Here is a 24,745-nt window from a genome sequence, read left to right as displayed (position 1 = left end):
TCACGAACGGGTGATCAGGGACTGGCGGCCAGGAACAGGAACACCGCCAGGAGGCCGAGGTGCAGACCACCCTGGAGAATGTTCGCCCGGCCCGGCACCACGGTGAGCGTGCCGACCCCGAACGTCAGCACCAGCAGCACCATCTGGGTGCCGCCGAGGCCCAGCAGCAGCGGGCCGTCCAGCCAGATCATCGCGACGGCGATCGCCGGAATGGTGAGTCCGATGCTGGCCATGGCCGAACCGAGCGCCAGGTTGAGGCTGGTCTGGATCCGGTCGCGGGCCGCGGCGCGGACCGCGGCGATCGTCTCCGGCAGCAGCACCATCAGGGCGATCACCACGCCGACCACGGAGTGCGGCAGGCCGGCCGAGGCCACCCCGGACTCGATCGACGGCGAGATGCCCTTCGCCAGGCCGACCACCGACACCAGCGCGAGCAGCAGCAGACCGAGGCTGATCAGCGCGGTCCGCCCGCTCGGCGGCTCCACGTGCTCCTCCCCCTCGATCACCTCGCCCTCGGTGGTGATCGGCAGGAAGTAGTCCCGGTGCCGCCGGGTCTGCACCAGCACGAACAGCAGGTAGAGGCCGAGCGAGACGACCGCGGCGAAGCCGAGCTGGGCCGGCGAGAACTGTGGTCCCGGCCGGCTCGTGGTGAACGTGGGCAGCACCAGGCTCAGCGTGGCGATCGCCGCGACGGTGGCGAGCGCGCCGCCGGTGCCCTCCGGGTTGAAGACCGCGATCCGGCGGCGGATCGCGCCGACCAGCAGTGAGATGCCCAGGATGCCGTTCACCGTGATCATCACGGCGGCGAAGACGGTGTCCCGGGCCAGGGACTGGGACTTCTCGCCACCGCTGATCATCAGCGTGACGATCAGCGCCACCTCGATCACGGTGACCGCTACCGCGAGGATCAGCGACCCGTACGGCTCACCGACCCGGTGCGCGACGACCTCGGCGTGGTGCACGGCGGCCATGACCGCGCCACCGAGCAGCAGGGCCACGATCACCACCACCGGCGGCGGCAGGTCGCGGCCCCAGGTCAGCACGAGTGCGGCGACGGCGAGGATCGGCAAGGTGACGGTCCACTGGGACAGAATCTTCAGCTTCATCCGTCAACTCTGCCAAAGGATCAAGCTTTTTTGTCGCTGTGGCCGAGATCCCGGTCCGGGGCGATCCGGTCGCGGACCATCCGCTTCAGCAGCGGGATCTCCGGGAAACCGCCCTCGGCCTTGCGCGACCAGAGCGTCTCGCCGTCCAGCCGGACCTCGAAGACGCCGCCGATCCCGGGGATCAGCGCCACCTCGCCCAGGTCGGTGGCGAACGTGGTGAGCAGCTCCTGCGCGGTCCAGGCGGCCCGCAGCAGCCAGCGGCACTGCGTGCAGTATTCGATCTCCAGACGAGGTGTCACGCCGTTCAGTATCCCTGCGGCATGATCATGTGAGGAAACGTGAAACGTGAGGAGACGGTGTTGAGGCTCGGTTGGATCGCCGCCGGTGCGGCCCTGGTCGTTCTGTCCGGCTGTTCCGAGGCGGCTCCCGTGGTGGAGAGCGCGCCCGCGGCCGTCGACGCCCGGGACTATGTGGCGCTCGGCGACTCGTACGCGGCCGGCCTCGGCGGCGGGAACTACGCCGACACCAGCTGCCTGCAGAGCACCGACAAGTCGTACCCGCAGCTCTGGATCGACGCGAAGGGCACCGATGCGCTCGGCGAGACGGTGAACAAGGCGTGCAGCGGCGCGGTGATCAGCACCGTGACGAGCCAGCAGCTCACCGCCCTGACCGACCGGACCGGCTGGGTGACGCTGACCGTCGGCGGCAACGACGTCGGGTTCGTCGCCGGGCTGCAGCAGTGCGTCCTCGGCTCCGACCAGACCTGCGCCCAATCGGTGAAGAACGCCTCCGGCACGATGGAGTCGAACCTGCCGGGCGCGCTCGACAAGCTCTACACCCAGGTGCGCGCGAAGGCCCCGAACGCCAAGGTGTACGTGGTCGGCTACCCGCACCTGGTCGCCGACCCGGGCGCCGGGGTCGCCTGCGACTCGCTGAACGACGCCCGCCGCAAGGCCCTCAACGCGGCGTCCGACACGCTCTCCGAGGTGATCTCCACGGTGGTCGCCAAGCACCCCGGGTTCACCTACGTGGACGCGCGGGTGATCTTCGCGGGTCACGAGGCGTGCACCAAGGACCCGTGGATCCACGCGATCGCCGACGACATGTCCGAGTCGTTCCACCCGAACGCGGACGGTTATGCGGCGTACGCGAAGGTCCTGCACGGCGTGACGGGCTGACGACCGACATGAATGGCATCGAAACGCCTGGATAACTCTCGCGAGGTCGTGCATGGGCGGCCGGATCAGCGGTGACGACGCTCGTGTGACCGAGACACTTGTGATCCTGGCCCTCGTGGTCATCACCGCACTCGGCTTCGACTTCACCAACGGGTTCCACGACACGGCGAACGCCATGGCGACGTCGATCGCGACAGGTGCCCTGCGGCCGAAGGTAGCCGTGCTGCTCTCCGCGGTGCTCAACCTCGTCGGAGCGTTCCTCTCCGTCGAGGTGGCACTGACCGTGACGAACGCGGTCATCAACATCCAGGACTCCGACGGCGCCCCACGATCCGATCTGCTCGCCGGCGGCGGTACGGCACTGCTCGTCATCGTGCTGACCGGCGTCATCGGCGGCATCCTCTGGAATCTGCTCACCTGGCTGCTCGGCCTGCCGTCCAGCTCCTCGCACGCGCTGTTCGGCGGGCTGATCGGCGCGACCGTCGCCGGCCTCGGCTGGGCCGGCGTCAAGTGGACCGGCGACGGCAGCAAACTCGACGGCGTGGTCGGCAAGGTGATCCTGCCGGCGCTGATCTCACCGGTGATCGCCGGTGTCGTGGCCGGCGTCGGCACCTGGCTGATCTACCGGATCACCGTCGGGGTGGCCGCCCGCTTCACCGACAACGGGTTCCGCTGGGGACAGATCGGCAGCGCCTCGCTGGTCTCCCTCGCGCACGGCACCAACGACGCCCAGAAGACCATGGGGGTCATCACCCTGGCGTTGATCGCCGCCGGCGAGTGGTCCACCACCGACGACATTCCCTTCTGGGTACGGGTGAGCTGCGCGCTCGCCATCGCCCTGGGGACATACCTCGGTGGCTGGCGGATCATCCGTACCCTCGGGAAAGGCCTCGTCGAGATCGCGCCGCCGCAGGGTTTCGCGGCCGAGTCGGCGGCCGCCACCGTGATCCTGACCTCCAGCCACCTCGGGTTCGCGCTCTCCACCACGCAGGTGGCGACCGGATCGATCCTGGGCAGCGGGGTGGGCCGGCCGGGCGCCGCGGTCCGCTGGGGCGTCGCCGGGCGGATGGTGACCGCATGGCTGATCACCCTGCCGGCGGCCGGGCTGACCGGCGCTCTGATGTGGTTCGTCGCCGACCTGATCGGCGGGGTGGCCGGAGCGGTCACCGTGTTCCTGCTGATGCTGGCCGCGGCCGCATTCATGTGGCGGCTCTCGCGGCGCACGCCGATCGACCACAACAACGTCAACGACGAGTGGCAGGCCGCCCCGGCCCCCGCTCGCGCAGGGAATTGAGGTCGCCATGAACAACCTGACACTCGCCCTGGACGCCTCCTGGAAGGTGCTGCTCGCCGGCCTGTTGATCGGCGCCGGGCTCCCGGCGATCTTCGCGGTCGGTATCCGTGCCCTGGCGTCCCGCGCGCGGCCGGTCGGCTACGCCTGCTTCGGCGTGGTGCTGCTCGGCGTGGCGCTGGGCATCACGTTCATCGTGGCGACCGGGTTCGGCAAGGAGCTCAGCTTCGACCACGTCTACCCCACCCTGGTCAGCAAGGACTGAGCGATGGCCGAATCACGGAGCAACTTCCTGACCCGCGCGCTCGGCTGGCTGCGCGCCGGATACCCGGACGGCGTGCCGAAACAGGACTACGTGGTGCTGCTCGGGCTGCTGCGCCGCACGCTCACCGAGGACGAGATCCGGGGCATCGCCGCGGACCTCGCCGCCCAGGCCGTCGAGCCGATCACCGCGCGCGACATCGAGGAGATGGTGAGCAGCACCGTCCTGCAGGAGGCCACGCCGGAGGACGTGGTCCGGGTGTCCGCGCACCTGGCGGCCGGTGGATGGCCACTGGCCGACCCACCCGACGCCTGACCGTCGCCTGGTGTTGGCGCGCCGGACGCCTCGGCGCGCTTCGATGGGCCGTGCACCACGCCAACCACTACTACGGGCACTCGTACGCCCTGGCCCGGTACTGCGGCCTGACCCCCGGCGACGTCCCGCCCCGGATCCACGGCTATCTGCAGCACGGCTGGAACATCGGGGACGGGCTCGCGCCCGACCACGAGTACGTACCGGGGATCGGCTCGTTCGTCTGGAGCGAGCGGACCCGGCGGCGCGCCTGGTCGATGGGGCGCCGCCGGGTGCACGTCACCGGGGCGCCGATGGCCTACCTGCTGACGCTGTCTTCTGCGCCGGGCCCTCGTGACGGCACGATCTGGTACCCGTTCCACGGCTGGGAGGGTCAGCACGTCCAGGGCGACCACGACCGGCTGATCGCGGAGATCACCGAGACCGAGCCGGGGCCGGTGACGGTCTGCCTGTACTGGCAGGAATACCGCACCGCCGCGGTCCGCCGCCGCTACGAGCGGGCCGGGTTCCGGGTGATCTGCCACGGGTACCGGGGCGGCTGGTGGAAGGATCTCGACCCCGGCTTCCTCGACCGGCAGCTGGCCGAACTGCTCCGGCACCGGCGGGTCGCGTCGAACCGGCTGTGCAGCGCCGTCCTCTACGGCGCGCTGGCCGGCTGCGAGCCGGCCGTCTACGGCGACCCGATGCAGCTGCACGGCGAACGGGATCTGTTCGGCGGCCGCCCACGCATCCGCCGGCAGTGGGCCGAGCTGCACGGCAAAGAGGTCGACCCGGCGGTGGCGCACGCGATAGCCGTCGACGAGCTGGGCGCGGACCGGCTGCTGCCGCCGGCCGAGCTGCGCGCCCTGTTCCACTGGTCCTCGGCCTCGGCGGTGGCCGCGTGAAACCGCTCCTGCTCGGTGGCGAGATGCCCCACTGGTCAGATGGCTCCCCCTTCCCCGCCGGCGGCTCCCCCTCGGACCGCTCCCCCTCGGACCGCGGCCCGGCCGGCGGCTCCCCCTCGGACCGCGGTCCCGCCGGCGGTGACGCGCTGGCCGTGCTTGCGTCCGCCGCGCGGGGGCACACGCTGATCGTCGGCCCGCACGCGTCCCCGCTGATCGACGCGGTGCCGGCCGGGCGGGTCACGGTGCTGGTCCGCGGCGTGCCGGACGCCGAGGAACTCGCCGCCCGGTACGCGTCCCGGCCCGGCCTCGAGGTGTGCTGCGGCAGCCTGGAGAAACTCGCGGCGGTCCCGGCGTACGACACCGTGCTCGCCCTAGACGGCCTGGAACGGCTCACCTCCACCGAGAGTGACGGGCTGACCTGGGCGGACAGCCTCGCGGTGCTGCTCGCGGTGCTGCGGCCCGGTGGGCGGCTGGTCCTGGGCTGTGAGAACCCGGCGGGGTTGCACCGGCTGCTCGCCCTGCCGGCTGAGCCGGGTGACGAACAGTGGGGGGCGCCGGCCTTCGACGACCCGTCCCGGCCGGCGGGGGCCGCGGCGCTGCGGTCGGCTCTGGTCGCCGCGGGGCTGGAAGTGTCGGCAGAATACGCGGCTTATCCGGGGGTTCGGTCCCCGCAAGCCCTCGTCGGGGCGGCGGCGCTGGCCGATCCGGATCTGCGCGGGCTGCTGGCCGGGGTGGTGCGGCGGGCCTGGTCGCCGGATGAGCCCGTGCTGGCGGACCCGCGGCCGATCGCCGTGCAGCTGCTCACCAGTGAGCTGGCCGGCGAGCTCGCACCGGGCTGGTTCGTGGTGGCGACCCGCGGCGGACAGCTGTCCCTCCCCGAGGTGATCCTCACCGCCGATCCTGGTGTCGTCCGGGTGAGCCGCACGGCGCGGGGATGGCATCGAGGTGACCACGACCCGGCGGCCGTGCCGATGGGCCGCAACCTGATGGACGCGCTGCTCGTGGCTGCTCGGGGGCGGGACGTTCCGGCGATGCGGGCGCTGCTCACGGCCTGGCAGGGTGGCGACTTCGCGGGCATCCCCGCCGACGGGCTCGTCGTGGACTCCGATGGAGAGCTGCACGATCTCGGGCTCGGTGCGGCGGAGGAACCGCGGGTCGCGCTGGGCCGGTTCGCCGACGCGGCACCCGCGGACCTGGCCGAACTGATCACGGCGATGGCCGGTGCCGCCCCCGGATACGCGCCGGTCCGGCCGGGCGTGGGCGCGTTGCGCGAGGTGACGGCGGAGCGCGACCGTCTGGCGCGGGAGCTGGGCGAGGCGCAGGCCCGGCTCGACTGGTACGAGTCACGGCTCACCGCCCGCGACGCCGAACTCGTCCGCGCCCACCGGATCATCACGCTGCTGAAGGGCACGGTCCCCGGCCGGGCGGCGACGGCGGTGCGGGGCGCCCTGCGAACCGGAAAGCGAGCCGCCCGAACCGCCCTCCACCAGTTCCGCAAGCAGTAGAGGCCCGTCCCGGACCAGCACCGCCCCACCGCCGCGGACGAAAGCACACGCAGCACCACGCCGGCGTGGGTGAGGGCGCACGCAAGACCGCGTCGGCGTGGGTGAGGGCGCACGGAAGCCGTCTGTGTGCCGACATCGTCGCCCTGGCCGGGATGCGGGCACACCGAACCGCTGTGTGCGTCCTGAGCTTGCCGATCGTGGAACCCGAGCGCCCAGCCGTAGCCCCGGCATGTGATCAACCCCGGATAGCCGCTCCCCGCTACGGCTCGCCGGCCTCAGCCGTAGCCCAGACCGGTGATCAAGGTATCTACCTGGACCGGCCCGCCATCCTCACCGAGACCGGGGGAGCGGCGACACCGCCGACCCGGTGTTCCGTTCGGACACGGCCTGCGGTACTGAGTTCGGTTGCCGGGGCGTTCGCTAGTTGGCCGGGGGCGTTCGCTAGTTGGCCGGGGGCGTTCGCCTGTTGGTCGGGGGCTGTTTCCGCAACCCTCGCCTTCCGCACCTAGCGTCGGGCCTCATGTCGACCGAGCTGGATGTCAGCGTCGTCATCCCGACGTGCAACCGACCGCATCTCGCCACCCGTGCCGTCGCGTCCGCGCTGGGACAGACGCACCGCGCCCTCGAAGTGATCGTGGTCGTGGACGGCCCCGACGAGGAGACCGTCAAGGAGCTGTCCGGCATCGGCGACCCCCGGCTGCGTGTCGTGGTGCTCCCGGAACGTGGCCGGGCCCCGTACGCCCGCAATGTCGGCGTCCGCGAGGCCCGGGCCCGGTTCACCGCGTTCCTCGACGACGACGACGAATGGCTGCCCGCGAAGATCGCCACCCAGCTGGAGCTGGCCGGGCGGTCCGGCGCGGCGTACCCGGTCGTCGCCACCCGGCTGATCAACCGCACCCCGCGCGCCGACTCGGTGATGCCGCGCCGGCTGCCGTCGGACGGTGAGCCGCTCAGCGAGTACTTCACCGTGCGGCGGGGACTGTTCTACGGCGACGGGTTCATCCAGACTTCCACGATCATGGCGCCGACGGAGCTGATGCGCGCCGTGCCGTTCACCGTGGGGCTGCGCCGCCAGCAGGAACTCGACTGGACGCTGCGGGCGGTCCGCCACGACGGCGTCGAGCTGATCTACGCGGCGGAGCCGCTCGTGCTCTGGCACCAGGACGAGGATCGGCATCGGATCAGCCTGGAGATGCCGTACGAGCAGCAGCTCGCCTGGCTGCGCGCAAACCGGTCGCTGTTCACCCCGCGGGCGTACGCGGCGTTCGCGCTCAGCGTGCTCAGCTCGATGGCCGCGCCCGGCCGGGACCACAGGCACTTCCGTGAGCTGCTCGCCGAGGCTCGCGGCAACGGCCGGCCCGGTGCCCTCGACTACCTGACGCACCTGCAGATCTGGGCGCTGCCGCCGTCGCTGCGCCACCGGGTCCGCGACATGATCGTGAGTCGCCGGCATGTCGCCTGATCCCTCTCGTGTGGTGATCTGGCGCAGTGCCCTGCTCGCCGGGTCCGAGACGTTCGTCCGCGGGCAGGGTGACGCGCTGACCCGGTGGCGGCCCACGTACGTCGGCGCCACCCGTACCGCGTCGCCGCTGTCCCGCCCGGACGACGTGATCGCGTTTGGGGCGGATCGGCGGGCCTTCCTGCGCCTGCGCCTCACCGGCTCGTCACCCCGCCTCGACCGGGTTCTCGCCGCCCAGCGGCCGGACCTGGTCCACGCGCATTTCGGCGGGGACGGCTGGCTGGCCAGCGGCGCGGCGGCCCGCCTCGGCGTCCCGCTCGTCGTCACCGTGCACGGCCACGACGTCACCCGCCAGCCGGAGAGCCCGGGCGTGCGCGGCATCCGGTACCGGCAGAACCTGCGTACCGTGTTCCGGCGCGCCGCCCTGGTCGTCGCCGTCTCCGAGGTGATCAGGGAAAGAGCCATCGCCTGCGGCGCAGACCCCGATCGGGTACGCGTTCACTACACCGGCGTGCCTGTTCCGGTGTCCCCGCCCGTCGTCCCGAAACGGTGGGACGTCGCGTTCGTGGGCCGGTTCGTCCCGAAGAAGGGGGTGGACGACCTGCTCACCGCCCTGGCGTCGATACATTCGCCGCGGCCTCGGGCGTTGTTCATCGGGGACGGTCCGCTGGAGCCGTCGATGCGGGCGCGGGCCGAACAGCTGGGGCTGGACGCCACGTTCCTCGGCAGTCACCCGCCCCTCGTCGTGCAGCGCCACCTCGCCGAGTCCCGGATGCTGGTGGCGCCTTCCAAGATCGCGCCGGACGGGGACACCGAGGGGCTGCCCACGACGATCCTGGAAGCCGCCGCGCTGGGACTGCCGGTGGTGGCCACCCGGCACAGCGGTATCCCGGAGGCGGTGGTCGACGGGGAGACCGGGCTGCTTTGTGCGGAGGGGGATCCGGCCGGACTCGCGGCGGCGATCGGGCGGCTGCTCGGGGACGCGGCGCTGCGGCGGCGGATGGGGGCGCTGGGGCATCGGCGGGTGACGGATCGCTTCGACCTGAAGGAACAGACGCGGCGGCTGGAGGGGCTGTACGACGAGGCTGCGGCGTGGCGGGGCGTGGCGGTTTAACAGGGCGCGGCGGTTTGACGGGGCGTGGCGGTTTGACGGGGCGTGCGTGGGCAGCCGTCGCGGGAGGCGCCGGACGGCCTTGCGCCGCTGGCGTGGTCGCGCGGACTCCCGGGGACTGCGCTGGTGCGGTTGGGGGCGACCGGTTACGCGTACAAAGGAAAAAAGCTCGCCCGAAATGTACTTTTGATCCGGGGCGATCGAATGGAACAGGTGATGCTCGCGCCGGCCGAGGGGCTGACCGGCGCGGAGGCTGAGGTTCGGCGGCGGCGGGGTGAGGGCAACGCCGCGGTGCAGGGGGGCTCGCGGAGTTACGGCGAGATCCTGCGGACCAATGTCTTTTCGTTCTTCAATCTGATTCTGTTCGTGATCGGCGCCGCGCTGCTGGCACTGGAGCGGTACAGCGACGCGCTGGTCAGTGTCGGACTTGGTCTGATCAATGCGGTGATCAGCGCGGCGCAGGAGATTCGGGCCAAGCGGAAGCTTGACCGATTGCAACTGCTGGACCGGGCCGGGGTGATGGTGATCCGGGACGGTCAGGAGTTGGAGATCTCGCCGGAGCTGGTGGTGCGGGGCGACGTGCTGCGGGTCCGGCCCGGTGATCAGATCGTGGTGGACGGGCCGCTGCTCGACGGCGGGCGGCTGGAGGCTGACGAGTCGCTGCTGACCGGGGAGAGCGACCCGGTAGTCAAACACCCCGGTGATGAATTGCGGTCCGGGAGCCTGTGCGTGGCCGGGGGCGGGCATCAGCAGGCACGGGACGTGGGCGCGCACAGCTACGCGGGGCGGCTGACCGCCGAGGCGCGGCGCTCGACCACCGACAAGACGCCCTTGCAGCGGCGCATCGAGTTCATCGTGCGGCTGGTGATGGTGCTGGCCGCGCTGATGAGCGGGGCGATTCTGGCGCAGGCGGCGATCGAGGGGTTCAGCGTGCTGCGGGTCGTGCAGATCACCGCGGTGCTGTCCGGACTCGTACCCTATGGTCTGTTCTTTCTGATCGCGCTCGCCTACACCGCCGGGGCGGTCCGGATCGCCCGGCACGGCGCGCTGGTGCAGCAGGTCAACGCGGTCGAGTCGGTGAGCAACGTGGACGTGGTGTGCACCGACAAGACCGGCACGCTGACCACCGGGCAGCTCTCGCTCGAGGAGATCGTGCCGATCGGCGAGCACGAATACGCCGAGGTGGCGACGGCGCTCGGCAGTCTCGCCCACAACGCCACCACGCCGAACCTGACAGCGCTCGCCCTGGTCGCGGCACTGCCCGGCGATGTCTGGGAGGTGCGCGACGAGGTGCCGTTCTCGTCGTCGCTGCGCTGGTCGGGCCTGGTCACCGACGAGGGCACCTGGGTGCTCGGCGCGCCCGACGCGCTCGCGCCCCGCCTGCGCCAACCGTTTCCGGCGACGGAGGTCACCGAGCGCACCGGGCTGGGGTTGCGGGTGCTGCTGCTGGCCCGCGCCGAGAAGGACACCACCGGCCTCCGTGACGCCGAGGGGCATCCCGAGCTGCCGATGCTCGCGCCCGTCGCGCTCGTGGCGCTCGCCGACGAGCTGCGCGACGAGGTCGTGGAGACGGTGCGGCGGTTCGCCGACGAGGGCGTCTCGCTCAAGGTCCTGTCCGGGGACGACCCGCGTACGGTCGCCGCGATCGCCCGCCGTGCCGGAATCGACGCCGACGAGCCGGTGCCTGGCGCCGCCCTGGACGATCTCGACGACCCCGCGCTGGACGCCGTCGTCGCGCGCACCGCGGTCTTCGGCCGGGTGGCCCCCGAGCACAAGGAACGGATCGTCCGGTCACTGCGGCGGCAGGGGCATTACGTCGCGATGATCGGCGACGGGGTGAACGACGCGCGGGCGCTGAAACAGGCGCACATCGGCGTCGCGATGCGCAGCGGCAGCGCGGTGACCAAGGACGTCGCCGACATCGTGCTGGTCGAGGATTCGTTCGCGGCACTGCCGCCCGCCCAGCTGGAAGGGCGGAAAATCATCAACGGCATCGGCATTTCCCTGTACGTCTTCCTCGCTCGCGTGGTCAGCCAGGGCCTCGTTATTCTCACCGTCACGATGCTGGGTCTCGGCTTTCCCTATTCGCCGACGCAGGTGGGATTGACGATGTTCACGGTCGGCGTGCCGACGGTGTTCCTCACGTTCTGGGCGAAGCCGACCCGGCCCGATCCGTTCATGCTCCGGAATCTGGTGCGATTCGTCTTACCGGCCTCCATCGTGACCGCCACGTTCGGCGCGGCCGTCTACACGGCGCTCTACGAGATTGTGGTCGCCGGGTTCAGTTCGGGACGGCGCACCCCGCATCAGATCATCGACGAATTCGAGAGCTACACCGGCCTGACGTACGGGATCGACGCCGACTTCACGACCGCGGCGGCGACCATTCTTGCCCAGACCGGGCTGTCGACGTTCTTCTGTTTCGCCTCGTTCGGGCTGATCCTGTTCCTGGCGCCCCGATCGCGGTTCTTCGCCGCCTGGACGACGCCCACCAAGGACACCCGGCCGGCATTGCTGGTTCTGGGACTGTGCATCGTGTTCAGCGCGGTGCTCTTCATTCCGTTTCTCTGGCAGTATTTCGGCCTCACCGGCCCGTCGCGCCCGGTTTTCCTGGTCGTCGTTCCGGCACTTCTCTTCTGGTACGGGACCCTGACCGTCGTCCTGAGATACCGGGTCTTCGATCGGCTGCTCGGCCTCGAGGTTCATTGACCGCACCCGGCCGCACGTCTACCGTGACGGAACATCGTTTCCCTCAACGAAACGGGAGCCGTCGTGGTGAGCGTGCTGTTCGGACTGATCGCCGTCGCGGAGATCGCCCTGCTCGGCCTCGTGATCGCGCTGCGGCGGCGGCAACCGGACTGGACGCTGAGCCTGCTCGTCCTCGTCATCCTCGCGCTGATCTACGACAACGTGGTGGTGGCGATCGGCAGCACCCTCGGCGAGGGCTCGCTGCTCCGGTCCCTCTCCCTTCCCCGGTACGTCACCCACGCCCTGCTCGTACCACTGCTGATCATGGTGGCGGTGGGTCTGGGCCGCCACCACGGCGTGCGGTTCCTCGCCGGACGAGTCGTCCCGGCCGCGTTCGGCGCGCTGACGCTGCTGCTGATCGCGGCCGGCGCCTGGGCCGACATCGTCACGCTGGACCTGGAGCCGACCCGGTACGCCGACACGCTGCGCTACACGAACGCCGCCGCGAACGGGCCACCCGTCCCGGCCGTCATCGCGATCCTCGTGATGATCGGGATCGGCGTCGCGTTGCTGGTCCGCGCCCGCTGGCCGTGGCTGCTGGCCGGCGGGGTGGTGATGTTCGCGGCGGCGGGCGCCGGGGCGGCGGTGCTGTGGCTGAGCAACCTGGGTGAGCTGGTCCTGATCCTCACCGTGTGGCTGACGGCGGCACGGCCTCAGCCGCGGGAGGCGCTGATTGCTGCATGACCCACGCCCGCAGCGGATGCTCGACGGTGGCGATGACCTCCCAGCCGGCCCGGCGGTACATCTCGACGTTGCCCTGCGTGCTGGTCTCCAGGACGGCGGGCAGGCCGTCCTCGGCGGCGCGGCGCAGGCCGGCGGCCATCACGGCGTGACCCCAGCGGCGGCCGGTCCAGTCCGGGTGGGTGCCGAGGACGCCCAGGTACCAGTAGGGGTACGACGGGAGGGCGGCGTGGATGGCGTCGTCGTAGGCCCGCATCCGGGCGAACTCGGCAGGCGGCAGGGCGGCGGGCGCGAGAGTCTCCACGGTCGCGGCGCGCGTCTCCATGGTCGTGGCGTGAGTCTCCACGGTCGCGGCCGGAACGGACGGCGGCTCCCAGATCGCGGCCGAGTACCCATCCCCCGCCATCCAGATCGACTGACGGTGCACCCGCTTGTCGAAGAGGTGACCGAAGAAGGCGGCCGCGTACACCGGATAGGTCTCGTCGTCGGGGAAGAGGTGCCGGATCACGGGATCGGCGGTGAACGCGGCGACGAGCGAGCTGACGATCCGGTCCCGGTGCGCCGGCGTGGCAATGGAGATCACAAGTCCCGAGCGTAACGCTGCCTCCGGCCATCCTAGGAGGCTAGGCTCATAAATGCTGGTGGTCAGTTGCCCGGTTTGGATACGGTTTGATCGAGCCGCCGCACCGAGCCCGGCTGTGGTGGACCGGGTCTCGATGCGGCGGCTCGCAAAACACGCGCCCCGATCCGGCGGCTCGCAAAAAGGCGCGCCCCGATGCGGCGGCTCGCAAGAACACGCGCTCCCGATGCGGCGGCTCGCAAGAACACGCGCTCCCGATGCGGCGGCTCGCCGAAGCTCGCCAACGATCAATCCCGCGGGATCGTGTGCCCGTTCACCGCGAGCCACTGGTCGAAACTCTGCAGCCGCGGGTTCAGCTTCCGCACCGTCTCCAGATCACGCACACCGGTGAAGTACTCGTCGAACTCCGTGTAGTACTGCAGCATGTTCCCGGCCTCGTCCGCACCCGGGAATCCCAGCGCCCGATAGGCGTCATGACTCAGCGGGCGATACACGACCGGCTCCCCCACCGCGCGGCTCAAACCCGCCGCGATCTCCGCGCCGGTCAGGTGCTCACCGGCGATGTGCACCGTCTGCCCGACGTAATCATTTCCGGCCTTGAAGATCCCGTACGCGGTCCGCCCGATGTCCTCCACCGCGATCCCGGCGAGCCTGCTGTCACCCATCGGCAGGCTCAGCGTGAGCACCCCGCCGGCGTCGCGTGTGGCGCCCCACCCGCTGGCGAGGTTCTCCCAGTAGAACGTGGTCCGCAGGAACGTGACGGGCACCCCGGCCGCCCGGAACAGCTCGTCCGCCTCGGCCTTCGCGTCGAAGTGCGGGACGTTGTACCTCTCCTGCAGCACCGGCATCCGCTCGCCGGTCACCGGGATGTGGTCCCGGGTGTCCTCCAGCGTCGACCAGACCACGTGCTCGAGCCCGGCGCGACCGGCCGCGTCCGCCAGGTTGGTCGCCTCCACCAGCTCCTTCTCGGCGGACATGTGGGCCCAGAAGTTCGTCACGAAGTACCCGCCGTACGCCCCGGTGAACGCCCGCACCAGGCTCTCGGGGTCGTAGTTGTCCGCCTGCACCACCTCGGCGCCGAGCTTGACCAGTTCCTGCGCCGCCGGCGAGGTCACGTCGCGGGTCAGCGCCCGCACCGCGAACCCACCGTCCGGGTCGGCCAGGATCGCTCGGACCAGGCCACCACCCTGCGCACCGGTGGCTCCGACGACTGCGATGACCTTCTTCTCGCTCATCCGACTCACTCCCCTGGGTTTCACCACCGGACGTTGCGGCCGGTGCAACCGGGGCACTACATCGATAATTCCCGATGCGATGAGACGGCGGTCACGGTGATCGCTACCGGACAGCAACGTCAGGTGTACGGCGAAGCACCCGTCCCGGAGGAGGGTTCACCGGAGCACCTCGGACGACCGAAAGGATCATGGATGCCCCAGTCAGGCTACGAGGCGACCTCTCTCGACGTGCTGGTCGACTCACGCACCGAGACGGTCACCAACTTGCTGGCGAACAGCGCGCCCGTCCGGGACGAGCTCCAGGCGGTGGTCGCCGGCGTGGCGGCGCGGCTGAGCGTTCCGGTCGTGGCGCTGAACCTGGTACGCCCGGACGCCGTCCTGATCGCCGCCGCCACCGGCGTCAGCGGCTGGGTGGCGGAGACCGGCGGCGTGCCGGCCGGGTGGTCGATCTGCCCGCGCGTGGTCAATCCGGACAAGGCGCTGATCGTCGTCGACCTGCACGCCGAGCAGTGGGGTCCGTTCCGCTCGGCCGACCTCTACGGGACGGCCCGCTCGTACGCGGGTGTCCCGCTGCGCGTCGGCGGCACGGTCGTCGGCACGCTCTGCGCGTTCGCCCCCGAACCGGACTCGTTCGACGCCACCACCGTGGCCCTGCTGGAGGAGCACAGCCACCGTGCCGTGCGGCTGCTCGACCGCTGACACCGCTGACCTCCGCGTTCGCCGATCGCCCGTGACCCTTCCCGGTCGCGGGCGATCCCCGTTCACTACCAGAGGGATCCATGGGCACGCCTGAACCAGCCGGCCGATCCGGTGTGGAGTCGTTCCGTCACCGCGTCGAGTACGTCCTGCTCGCGGTGCTCGTCATCGCCGGCCTGATCGTCTGCGCCACCGACCTGCGCGGCGACATCGTGGCGCTGGTCAACGGTCTGACCACATAGTCTTCTCAGCCCGGTGCACGGCCTGCCGATACCGTCGTCGTGCCGACGCTGATGCTCGATCTCGAAGAGGCCCGTCTCGCCGCACTGCACGAGTACGCGCTTCTGGACTCCCCCGCCGACGCGGAGGTGACCGCCGTCGTCCGGATCGCCGCGACCATCGCGGACGTCCCGACGGCGACCCTGAACCTGATCGACGAGAGCCGGCAGTGCCAGCTCACCACCGTCGGTTTCGAGGGGTCCACCACCCGGCGATCCGACTCGATGTGCGCCATCGCGTTCCGCGGCGGCCGGATCGCGCACGTGCCGGACGCGAGCCGGCACCCGATCTACGCCGGCAACCCGTGGGTCGACGGCCGGATCGGCGCCGTGCGCTTCTACGCCTCGGTCCCGCTGGTCACCCCGTCCGGCTACGCCCTCGGCACGCTCTGCGTCTTCGACACCGAGGCGAAGTCGCTCACCGAGGCCCAGCTGGCCCGGCTCGAAGACCTGGCCGAGATCCTCGTCGGGCTCTTCGAACGCCGCCGGCAGACCCGGATCGCCGAGCAGGCGACCGCCGCGGCCGAACGCGACCGGCGGCGGCTGGAACTGGCACACGCCGAGCTACGCCGCTCCAACGAGGAGCTGGAGGGATTCGCGGCGGCGGTCAGCAACGATCTGGTCCGCCCGCTCGCCAGCACCAGCGGATACCTGGAGCTGATCGACCAGCTCTACGGCGACCGCCTGGACGAGCGCGCTGCGGGCTGGCTGGCCGGGGCGAGCGAGTCGATGGAACGGATGCGGCAGCTGGTCGAGGCGCTGCTCACCTACGCCAAGGCCGGCAACGCGCCCTGCGTGCGCTCCGCGGTCACCCTCGCCGAGGCCACCGCGGCGGCCACCGCCGACCTGCGCACGCTGATCGAGAGCCACGGCGCCGAGGTCCGGGTACGCGGCAACGTCGAGCTGAACGCCGACCCCACCCTGCTCCGGCAGCTGCTGCAGAACCTGATCGACAATGCGGTCACGTACCACCACCCGGAACGGGCACCGCGCGTCGAGATCGCCGGCCGGCACACCGACGGCGGCCATCTGATCACCGTGACCGACAACGGCGTCGGCATCCCGGCGACCGAGCGCGGCCGCGTCTTCGACATGTTCACGCAGGTGGACCCGGCCCGCCGCCGGGGACACGGCGTCGGGCTCTCCACCTGCCTGCGGATCGTCGAGCGCCACCACGGCACGATCGCGGTGGACGAGGCGCCGGACGGCGGAACGGTGATCAGCGTGTGGCTGCCCGGCGCGGTCGCCGCCCTCAGCCAGCGGCGTGACCGTGCCGCCAGTATCCGATGAAGTCCACACTCTGCTTCGGCACCTGGCGCTCGCCGACCAGGTGCCGGCGCGCGCCGGTGGCCAGGGACGATTCACCGACCAGGTACGCGTAGACCGTCCCGCCCGGCAGCTCCGTCTCCCGCAGCACGGCGAGCGCGCGCTGCCCCGGAACCCCGTCCGCGCCGTCCCGCGGCACCCAGACCAGCCGGACGCCCGCCGGCACCCGGAAGTCCTGCTTGTCCTCGATCGACGGCAACTCCACGATGGCGATCCCGCGCGCGTCGTCCGGCAGCGACTCGCAGATCCCGGCGACCGCCGGAAGCCCCGTCTCGTCGGCGACCATCAGCGTCCAGTCGTGCTCGCTCCGCGGGTTGTACCCACACCCCTGATCGAGCAGGCCGACCTGCTCACCGGGCTTCGCGTTCAGCGCGAACGAACTCGCCGGACCGCTGTGCCCGTCCGCGTCCACGTGCACCACGAAGTCGACGTCGAGCGCGCCCGGCCGGTGCGCGCGAACCGTGTAGTTCCGGACGAACGGGCGCTTCGGCTTCGCGGTCGCCAGGTACTGCGCGTACCAGAGGCCGGACGTGCGGGTCGGCAGCTTGAGCGAGTCCTGCCCGGGGCGCGCCAGGAAGAGCCGGAACCACTGGTCGTAGCCGAGCGGCGTGAACCGGTCCAGCCCCGCTCCGCCGAACGTCACCCGGACGACGTTCGGGGAGACCCGCGCGCTGCCGATCACCTCCAGCATCAGCACATGCGGATCGACCGGCTTACGAATCTTGAAGTTGGACATCGAACCTCCGGGGGCAGTCGGGAGGTTAGGGTAACCTAACTCAATGGGTCGAGTGCTCCTGCTGCGCGGGGCCCTGGCCGTACTCATGATTGCTCTTGTGATCTGGACCCTGCAGCGCAAGTTGATCTACTTCCCGGACCGCGCCGCACCACCCCTCGCCGTCGGCGCAAGCGCCGTCACCCTCCGCACCGACGACGGGCTGCGGCTGGGAGCATGGCTGGTCAGGCCCCCATTGGGTACGCCCGAACGACCACTCTCCGTGCTCGTTGCCCACGGCAACGGCGGCAACCGTGCGGGCCGGATGCCACTGGCCTCGGCACTCGCGGCGCTCGGCGTGACAGTGCTGCTGCTGGACTACCGCGGTTACGGCGGAAATCCGGGGCGGCCCAGTGAGGACGGGCTTCACCGGGACGCGGTCGCCGGGCGGGCGTTCCTCGACACCCTCGGCATGCCGGTCGTCTACTACGGGGAGAGCCTCGGGGCCGGGGTGGTCACGTCGCTCGCGGTGCGGCATCCCCCGGCGGGTCTGCTGCTGAGATCGCCGTTCACGTCACTGGCGGCGGCCGGGCGGGTGCACTACCCGTGGTTGCCGGTGGGGGCGCTGCTCCGTGACAGGTATCCGGTGGCGGACCAGATCTCCCAGGTGAGGGCACCTACGGTGGTGGTCTATGGGACTGCGGATTCGGTGGTGCCGGCCACGCAGAGCGCTGAGGTGGCACGGCGGGCGGGGCTGCTCGCGGGGGAGGTGGTCGTTCCCGGCGCCGACCACAACGACCGGACGCTGCTCGACGGCCCGGAGCTGATGGGTGCGGCGAAGTCTCTGATAAAGGCAGTGTCGTAGCGCGGCCGAGCCTTCCGACACGACAAGTCTGACAAGTCGGACAAGGTGGACAGCACTGCGCACCAGCTGGTCCGGCTGGTGCGTAGTGCTGTCGGCAATCCCTGATCATCAATTAGTGCCTGGTGATCCGGTGATCACGGATCGTCCAGCCGTTGCGGGGTGCGACGACGGACACCGGGGATTGCGGGCGTACCAGCTCGGTGCCCCACAGGTACGCGGCGCTGAGCCCGCCGATCGCCGTGCCCGGCGGGAGCAGCAGGGCGGCTGCGGCACCGGACCCGGTGTCGAGTGGCAGGTCACGGGGGGCGTGGACGCCGGGCAGCAGGCGTTGCCAGGTGGGACCGCGGAGCTGGCCCTTGGTGAGCGGGCCGGCGGCGGTCGCGGCGGAGCCTCGGAACGGCACGGTCAGCGGAGCGGGCATCCGGCCAAGGTGCCGCAAATCCGCGGCGCCCGGCCGAGCCCGTGGACAACTCCCGCAGCGCCACCGGCAAAGCAACCCACCCGCGCCACCCAAAAGCCCCGCCCACCCACAAGTTAGCCTGTCCTAACTTGTCGAAGTGGGGATCATGACGGACAGCCTTCTCCTACGTGCCATCAAACGTCACCGCGGCCGCCTGGCGGGCGGGATCGCCCTTCTCTGCCTGCACCAGGCCGCCGAGGCGATGGTTCCGGTGACGATCGGCATCGTCATCGACCGGGCGGTGGCGACCGGTGACGGCGGCGCGCTGCTGCTCTCCCTGGCCGGGCTGACGGTGCTCTTCACGATTCTGGCGGGCGCCTGGCGGTTCGGGTCGCGGCTCGGGTTCGGGGCGGCCGAGCGGGAGGCGCACCAGCTCCGGGTGGAGATCGCCGAGAAGGCGCTGGATCCGCGCGGGCAGAAGTCCGGACTGCGTGACGGTGAGCTGCTCAGCGTCGCGGCCGGGGACACCGAGCAGGCGGTGGAAGGGGTACGGGCGGTCGGGCTGGCCGCCGCGGCGTGCACCGCGCTGCTGGTGTCGGCGGTCGCGCTGATCGTGGTGAATCCTCCGCTCGGGGCGGGCGTGCTCGTCGCCGTACCCCTGGCGCTCTTTGCTCTGCAGCGGCTGGCGCCGCTGCTGACTCGCCGTAGTGACGCCCAGCAGGCGGCTCTTGCCGAGACGACCGCGCTGGCCGTCGATCTGGTGACCGGGCTGCGGGTGCTGCGCGGCATCGGGGCGCAGCATCACGCGGCCGGGCGGTATGCCGCAGCGAGTGGGCACACGCTGGCGCAGACGTTGCGGACGGCGAACACGAAGGGTCTGCACCTGGGTCTGACCACGGCGGTGAACGGGCTGCTGCTGGCCGCGATCACCGGGGTCGCCGGGTGGCTCGCGCTGCGCGGTGACATCACCATCGGTGAGCTGGTCGCGGTGGTGGGTCTGGCGCAGTTCATCGCCGAGCCGGTGCAGACGCTGGGCTGGTGCGTGCAGCTGTTCGCGACGGCACGGGCGTCGGCCGGCCGGGTGTCCCGGGTTCTCGGCGCGCCGCCGGCCATCCGGCCGGGCGACGCGGGCGTTCCGGCGCCGGCTCAGGAGCGGGTCGTCCTCTCCGGCATCGGGTACGGGGGTCTGGAGCACCTCAAGCTGACCGTCCGATCCGGGGAGATCGTCGGCCTGGTCGCCTATGACGCGCGGGACGCCGAAGCCCTGCTGGCCCTGCTGGCCGGTTCCGTGGCGCGGGAGGACTACCGGGGCACGATCCTGATCGACGGCGCCCCCGCCGAGACCTTGGACATCGCCGGGTCGCGCGGTGTGGTGCTCGTCGAGCCGCATCACGTCACGCTCTTCGAGGGGACGCTGCGGGCGAACCTCGGTGGCCGGCCGGACGCCGAGCTGACCGCGGCGATCCACGCGGCCGCCGCCGAGGACGTGCTGGTCGCCGCCGGCCTGGATCACGAGTTGCTGGAGCGGGGCGCGAACCTCTCCGGCGGCCAGCGGCAGCGGGTGGCGCTGGCCCGTGCCCTCGCCGCCGAGCCGCCGGTGCTGGTCCTGCACGATCCGACGACCGCCGTGGACGCGGTCACCGAGGCGCTGATCGCCGACCGGCTGGCGGCGACGCGGGGCCGGGACGCGCACGGCACCCTCGTGATCACCAGTAGTCCTGCGCTGCTGCGGGCCGCGGACCGGGTCGCGGTGCTGGACGGCGGCACGGTGGTCGCCGAGGGAACCCATGACGAGCTCGTCGCGGCCCAGCCGCGCTACCGGGAGATGGTGCTCCGATGAGCCGGATGCTGCTGCCCACCGCCACGCCGCGCGAGACGTGGGCGGCGACCCGGGCCGAGTTCGCCCGGCTGCCCGGCCTGACCGCGGCGGCCGTGGTGCTGCTGGTCGGCGCGTCGGCGACCGGCCTGGTCGCGCCGTGGGTGCTGGGCCGGCTGGTGGACGACGTGATCGCCGGGGCGGGCACCGGGCAGGTGCTCGGACGGGTCGCGGTGATCGCGGCGGCGGCGATCGTGGGCGGGCTGCTCACGGCGGCCGGCGCGGCGGTCTTCGCACGGCTCGGCGAGACCGTGCTGGCCCGGCTCCGGGAGCGGGTCGTGGACCGGGCGCTGCACCTGCCGTCGGCCACCCTGGAGCGGACCGGGACCGGGGACCTGGTGGCGCGTACCGGTGACGACGTCGCGGTGGTGGCGAACGCGATCACCGGGGGCGGCCCGATGTTCGTCGGCGCGCTGCTCTCCATCGTGCTCACCGCGGCCGGGCTGTTCGCCCTGGACTGGCGGCTCGGCCTGGCCGGTCTGGCGGCGGCCCCCGGGTACGCGCTGAGCCTGCGCTGGTACCTGCCCCGGTCGATGCCGTTCTACGTGAGGGAGCGGGTCGCCTCGTCGGAACGGGCGCAGGCGATGGCCGGCGCGTTGCAGGGCGCCGCGACGGTCCGGGCGTACCGCCGGGAGCGGGAGCAGACCGCGCTGATCGACCAGCGGTCGCGGGTCACCCGCGATCTGGCGCTGGACGTGTTCACGCTCTACACCCGGTTCAGCTCGCGGATCAACATGTCCGAGCTGATCGGTCTGTCGGCGGTCCTGATCGCCGGGTTCCTGCTGGTCGACAACGGGATGGCGACGGTCGGCGCGGCCACCTCGGCGGCGCTCTACTTCCACCGGCTGTTCAACCCGATCGGCCTGCTGCTGATGGAGGCGGACGTGGTGCTGCAGGCCGGGGCGAGCCTGTCCCGGCTGGTCGGGGTGGCGTCGCTGCCGGTGCCGGTGGAGAAGACGATCACGCCGCACACGTCGGGGCGGCTGACCGTGCGGGTGGCCAAGCACTCGTACTCCGACGGGCCGGTGGTCCTCTCCGGTGTCACGCTCACGCTGGAACCGGGCGAGCGGGTCGCCCTGGTCGGCGCGAGCGGCGCCGGCAAGACCACCCTCGCCGCCATCGCGGCCGGGATCATCGAGCCGTCGGACGGGTCGGTGGAGCTCGGGGGCGTACCCCTGAAGGATCTCGGGGAGCACGCCACCCGGCGGCGGATCGCCCTGATCAGCCAGGAGGTGCACGTCTTCGCCGGTCCGCTCGCCGACGACCTGCGGCTGGCCCGGCCGGGCGCGACCGACGCGGAGCTGGCTGCCGCGCTGGAGCGGACCGGCGCGACCTGGGCGCGGAGCCTGCCGGACGGGCTGGCGACCCATGTCGGTGAGGGCGGGCACCAGCTCACCGCCGCCCAGGCACAGCAACTGGCCCTGGCCCGGCTCGTCCTGGCCGGCCCGGAGGTCGCGGTGCTGGACGAGGCGACCGCCGAGGCGGGCAGTTCCGGCGCCCGTGACCTGGAACGGGCCGCGGCCGCCGCCACCGAGGGCCGGACCACCCTGATCGTGGCGCACCGGCTCACCCAGGCGGCCGCCGCGGACCGGATCCTGGTGCTGGACGACGGCCGGGTGGTCGAGGAGGGCAGCCACGCGGAGCTGCTCGCGGCCGGCGGCCGGTACGCCACGCTGTGGAGCGCGTGGCGCACGTCCTGACCCTCCGAGCTGATCCCGCATCGAGCTCATCCGCACCGAACGACAGAACCGTCAGAGCAGGCCGGACCGGCGGGCCCGGGTGATCGCCTCCCGCCGCCGGCTCGCGCCCAGTTTCCGGTAGATCGACCGCAGGTGCGCCTTGATCGTGTTGACCGAGACGCCCAGCTCCTCGGCGATCTCGTTGGCGGTCAGCACGGACGGCAGGAAGCGCAGCACGTCGAGCTCGCGTTCGGTCAGCGGTTCGAGCACCTGCTCGGCCCGGCGCAGGTGCTCGGCGCCGAGCGCCCGGAACGGCCGGGTGATCCCGGCCGGCTCGGCCAGCGCGACGGCCCGGGCCATCGCCGACGTGCACCGCGCCGTGTCGCCGCGCGCCTCGGCGGACCGGGCGAGCGCGATCCACGCGGAGACCGCGGAGAGCGGATCGGACCGCTCGGTCACCCGTCGCAGCAGGTCCTCCCCCTCGGACCGGTGGCCGGCCGCGAGGTGGGCCCGGCCCAGGATGAGGAGTTCGGCGGGGGACGCCCCGGGCACGTCGCCCAGCCGCTGCACCGCCCGTTCCGGCTGCCCGCCCAGCAGGTCTGTCTCGCTCTCGACGGCGTCCAGCCAGCGGTCGATCAGCGGCGCCCGCAGCGACGGCCCCACCTCGTCGCGGGCCTGGCGCAGTGCCGCGGCGGCCGCCCCGTGGTCGCCGCCGGCGATCGCGAGATGGGCCCGGACCAGCATCGACACCACGGCGAGCGTGGCCTCGGCGGGGTCGGTCTGCGAGTGCCGGGCGTTGCGGAGCACGGCCTGGGCCTCCACGAGGCGGTCCCGTTCCACCTCGACCAGGGCGAGCGCGAGGTATCCCCCGGTGACCTGAATCGTTCCCGTGGCGCCGAAGCGATCGGCCCGGTGGTAGGCCGCGCACGCCTGCTTCTCGGCCTCGCGCAGATCCCCGTCGAAGTACGCGATCAGCGCGAGATGGCTCTCCGCGTTGACCACGGTGAGCAGCATGCCGAGATCCTGGGCCACGGCGAGACCGCTGAGCAGGTAGCGCCGGGCCTCACCGACCCGCAGCGTCCACAGCAGGCCGACCCCCTTGTTGACCGTCGCGACCGCGCGGACCACCGCCGCGATCGGAACGGCCAGCCGCTCGGCCTCGGGCAGCCGGTCCAGGATGCCGTCGATCGCCGTCACCATGCCGGGCATGTCGCCGGTGACCCGCATCAGCGCGCTCGCCTCGATCAGGTCCACGATGGTGCCGATCACCACCTGCTCGTCCGGCGAGCGCTGGAGCAGCAGCTCCCGGGCCCGGGCGATCAGGCTCGGCAGCGCGCCCAGGTCGGTGTTGAAAAGCACCAGCAGGGCCGCGCAGACGACGAACTCCGGGGTGGTGGGCAGCAGCTCGGGCGGGATCCGCTGGAGCAGCGCGGCCAGCTCGGCCCGCTGGGGCGAGAGACTCAGGCCGGGCGCGATCGTGACGACGAGGTGGCTCAGGTACGCCCAGTCCTCCGCGTCGGCGGCGTGCCGCAGCGCTTCCAGGGGCATCCCGGCGCCGGCGTACCACCGGGCGGCCCGGGCGTGCAAAGCGGCCACCTCGTCCGGCGCCTCCCGCTCCAGCCGGCGGCGCAGCTCGGCCCGGAGCAGCCGGTGGTACCGGGCGCCGACCACCAGGCCGGTGGTCCGCTGCAGCGCCGGAAGGATGCGCCGGCCGGCGGCCCCGCCGGTCAGCGCGCCGGCGAGGTCCTCGGTCACCTCGTCGACGATGCTGGTCCGGGTCAGGAAGCGGCGGACGGCCGCGGTCTGCCCGGCGAGCACCTCCCGGGACAGGTAGTCACCGATCACCTCGCCGGGGTCGGCCGGGCCTGCCCCCGCGCCCAGCCGCAACGCCACCGGCCAGCCCTCGGCGAGCGCGGTGATCTCCTCGACCGGCAGGGCCGGCCGCAGCAGGCCGACCAGCGCGGCCGCCTCGCCGTCGTCGAACCGCAGGTCGGCGGCGCCGATCGGGTAGAGGCGGCCGGCCGCCCGCGGCACGTGCAGGGGCAGGTCCGGCTCGTTCCGGCTGAGCAGCACCAGCCGGAGCCCGGCCGGCTGCCGCCGGATCAGGGCGGCGAGCACCCGCAGGGCCGGCGAGCCGTCGATGGTGTGCAGGTCGTCGAGGATCAGCGGCACCGGACGGGTGAATCCCGCGGCCAGCCGGCGCAGGGCCGCCTCGTTCGCGACGAACCCGAACCGGCCCGGCACCGCGGCCGGCGGGAACACGGCGTTCAGCGCGGAGGCGACGCCCGCGCAGAACGCCGGAACCGTCGCGTGCCGGCGGCCCAGCGTCAGCCAGGCCACCCGGCGTGGCTGCCCGCCGGCCCAGCCGGCGACGAGTGTGGTCTTGCCCCAGCCGGGTCCGGCCTGGACGGTCGTGACCTGACGCTGCACCGCCTCGTCGAGGAGGGCGTGCAGGCGCGGGCGGATCAGGTGTGGCTCGGCTATGGCGGGCAGCTCCGTGGACTTCATTGTCACCCCGTGGTCGATCGGGGCGCGACTGCGTGAACCGGCTCTCGGTGGCG

23 protein-coding genes are annotated in these 24,745 nt (G+C 72.0%); 16 read left to right on the top strand and 7 right to left on the bottom strand.

Going from position 1 to position 24,745, the window contains the following annotated elements:
- Positions 1-14 precede the first annotated feature (14 nt).
- Complete coding sequence (locus AMIS_RS09245) at positions 15-1,106, bottom strand: calcium:proton antiporter (RefSeq protein ID WP_014441956.1); 1,092 nt, start codon at positions 1,104-1,106, stop codon at positions 15-17.
- A gap of 20 nt (positions 1,107-1,126) precedes the next feature.
- Positions 1,127-1,405 (bottom strand): SelT/SelW/SelH family protein, encoded by a 279-nt coding sequence (locus tag AMIS_RS09240; protein ID WP_014441955.1) that lies wholly within the window; start codon positions 1,403-1,405, stop codon positions 1,127-1,129.
- Positions 1,406-1,465: 60 nt separating this feature from the next.
- Between AMIS_RS09240 and AMIS_RS09235 the strand changes: the two genes are divergently transcribed.
- From AMIS_RS09235 to AMIS_RS09190, 10 genes are all read left to right on the top strand, one after another.
- On the top strand, positions 1,466-2,284 hold the full coding sequence (locus AMIS_RS09235; RefSeq protein ID WP_172666575.1) for an SGNH/GDSL hydrolase family protein: 819 nt from the start codon (positions 1,466-1,468) through the stop codon (positions 2,282-2,284).
- A gap of 85 nt (positions 2,285-2,369) precedes the next feature.
- Entirely contained in the window at positions 2,370-3,578 is a 1,209-nt protein-coding gene (locus AMIS_RS09230; RefSeq protein ID WP_041830648.1) for an inorganic phosphate transporter, read from the top strand.
- A gap of 7 nt (positions 3,579-3,585) precedes the next feature.
- Positions 3,586-3,840 carry a hypothetical protein gene (locus AMIS_RS09225; RefSeq protein WP_014441952.1) on the top strand — a complete coding sequence of 85 codons (255 nt, stop codon included), beginning with the start codon at positions 3,586-3,588 and terminating at the stop codon, positions 3,838-3,840.
- Between the two features lie 3 nt (positions 3,841-3,843).
- Positions 3,844-4,152, top strand: coding sequence for a DUF3349 domain-containing protein (locus tag AMIS_RS09220; RefSeq protein ID WP_014441951.1), 309 nt, complete (start codon positions 3,844-3,846; stop codon positions 4,150-4,152).
- Between the two features lie 50 nt (positions 4,153-4,202).
- The gene (locus AMIS_RS09215; protein ID WP_014441950.1) at positions 4,203-5,033 is read left to right on the top strand and encodes a hypothetical protein; all 831 of its coding nucleotides are present in this window, start codon (positions 4,203-4,205) and stop codon (positions 5,031-5,033) included.
- A complete protein-coding gene (locus AMIS_RS09210) occupies positions 5,030-6,538 on the top strand; it encodes a methyltransferase domain-containing protein (protein WP_014441949.1) in 1,509 nt (502 codons plus the stop codon). The genes AMIS_RS09215 and AMIS_RS09210 overlap by 4 nt, the downstream gene beginning before the upstream one ends.
- 520 nt (positions 6,539-7,058) lie before the next feature.
- Positions 7,059-8,000: a glycosyltransferase family 2 protein gene (locus AMIS_RS09205; protein ID WP_014441948.1), complete on the top strand. Its 942-nt coding sequence runs from the start codon at positions 7,059-7,061 to the stop codon at positions 7,998-8,000.
- A 13-nt stretch (positions 8,001-8,013) separates the two neighbouring features.
- Positions 8,014-9,111 carry a glycosyltransferase gene (locus AMIS_RS09200; protein ID WP_231859268.1) on the top strand — a complete coding sequence of 366 codons (1,098 nt, stop codon included), beginning with the start codon at positions 8,014-8,016 and terminating at the stop codon, positions 9,109-9,111.
- A 201-nt stretch (positions 9,112-9,312) separates the two neighbouring features.
- Positions 9,313-11,817, top strand: a complete 2,505-nt coding sequence (locus AMIS_RS09195) for an HAD-IC family P-type ATPase (RefSeq protein WP_014441946.1) — start codon at positions 9,313-9,315, stop codon at positions 11,815-11,817.
- Between the two features lie 63 nt (positions 11,818-11,880).
- Positions 11,881-12,540, top strand: coding sequence for a hypothetical protein (locus AMIS_RS09190; RefSeq protein WP_014441945.1), 660 nt, complete (start codon positions 11,881-11,883; stop codon positions 12,538-12,540).
- Here the strand turns inward: AMIS_RS09190 and AMIS_RS09185 are convergent.
- Positions 12,482-13,120: a GNAT family N-acetyltransferase gene (locus tag AMIS_RS09185; RefSeq protein WP_014441944.1), complete on the bottom strand. Its 639-nt coding sequence runs from the start codon at positions 13,118-13,120 to the stop codon at positions 12,482-12,484. The two genes, AMIS_RS09190 and AMIS_RS09185, sit on opposite strands and share 59 nt — an antisense overlap.
- 284 nt (positions 13,121-13,404) lie before the next feature.
- Positions 13,405-14,352, bottom strand: a complete 948-nt coding sequence (locus tag AMIS_RS09180; protein ID WP_014441943.1) for an NmrA/HSCARG family protein — start codon at positions 14,350-14,352, stop codon at positions 13,405-13,407.
- Positions 14,353-14,544: 192 nt separating this feature from the next.
- On the opposite strand from AMIS_RS09180, the gene AMIS_RS40335 reads away from it, so the two are divergent.
- The 3 genes from AMIS_RS40335 (at position 14,545) to AMIS_RS09170 (ending at position 16,616) form a co-directional block, all read left to right on the top strand.
- Complete coding sequence (locus AMIS_RS40335; RefSeq protein WP_014441942.1) at positions 14,545-15,051, top strand: GAF domain-containing protein; 507 nt, start codon at positions 14,545-14,547, stop codon at positions 15,049-15,051.
- Between the two features lie 80 nt (positions 15,052-15,131).
- Positions 15,132-15,290 (top strand): hypothetical protein, encoded by a 159-nt coding sequence (locus tag AMIS_RS42370; protein ID WP_014441941.1) that lies wholly within the window; start codon positions 15,132-15,134, stop codon positions 15,288-15,290.
- A gap of 39 nt (positions 15,291-15,329) precedes the next feature.
- On the top strand, positions 15,330-16,616 hold the full coding sequence (locus tag AMIS_RS09170; RefSeq protein ID WP_051041883.1) for a sensor histidine kinase: 1,287 nt from the start codon (positions 15,330-15,332) through the stop codon (positions 16,614-16,616).
- On the opposite strand, the gene AMIS_RS09165 is transcribed toward AMIS_RS09170, so the two are convergent.
- Entirely contained in the window at positions 16,579-17,388 is an 810-nt protein-coding gene (locus AMIS_RS09165) for a siderophore-interacting protein (protein ID WP_014441939.1), read from the bottom strand. The genes AMIS_RS09170 and AMIS_RS09165 overlap by 38 nt on opposite strands.
- Positions 17,389-17,431: 43 nt before the next feature.
- On the opposite strand from AMIS_RS09165, the gene AMIS_RS09160 reads away from it, so the two are divergent.
- Complete coding sequence (locus tag AMIS_RS09160) at positions 17,432-18,229, top strand: alpha/beta hydrolase (RefSeq protein WP_014441938.1); 798 nt, start codon at positions 17,432-17,434, stop codon at positions 18,227-18,229.
- Between the two features lie 112 nt (positions 18,230-18,341).
- Here AMIS_RS09160 and AMIS_RS09155 read toward each other — a convergent pair whose 3' ends face one another.
- Positions 18,342-18,650 carry a hypothetical protein gene (locus AMIS_RS09155; protein ID WP_014441937.1) on the bottom strand — a complete coding sequence of 103 codons (309 nt, stop codon included), beginning with the start codon at positions 18,648-18,650 and terminating at the stop codon, positions 18,342-18,344.
- A gap of 145 nt (positions 18,651-18,795) precedes the next feature.
- Here AMIS_RS09155 and AMIS_RS09150 point away from each other — a divergent pair, with 145 nt between their 5' ends.
- Positions 18,796-20,469, top strand: a complete 1,674-nt coding sequence (locus tag AMIS_RS09150) for an ABC transporter ATP-binding protein (RefSeq protein WP_014441936.1) — start codon at positions 18,796-18,798, stop codon at positions 20,467-20,469.
- Positions 20,466-22,205, top strand: coding sequence for an ABC transporter ATP-binding protein (locus AMIS_RS09145; protein WP_014441935.1), 1,740 nt, complete (start codon positions 20,466-20,468; stop codon positions 22,203-22,205). The genes AMIS_RS09150 and AMIS_RS09145 overlap by 4 nt, the downstream gene beginning before the upstream one ends.
- Positions 22,206-22,256: 51 nt before the next feature.
- Here AMIS_RS09145 and AMIS_RS09140 read toward each other — a convergent pair whose 3' ends face one another.
- Positions 22,257-24,692, bottom strand: coding sequence for a LuxR C-terminal-related transcriptional regulator (locus tag AMIS_RS09140; RefSeq protein ID WP_014441934.1), 2,436 nt, complete (start codon positions 24,690-24,692; stop codon positions 22,257-22,259).
- Positions 24,693-24,745: the final 53 nt, after the last annotated feature.

This window comes from Actinoplanes missouriensis 431, from assembly GCF_000284295.1.
Classification (GTDB): Bacteria; Actinomycetota; Actinomycetes; order Mycobacteriales; family Micromonosporaceae; genus Actinoplanes; species Actinoplanes missouriensis.
The sequence above is the reverse complement of the archived record's forward strand: the minus strand, read 5'-3'. Positions and strand labels throughout refer to the sequence as shown.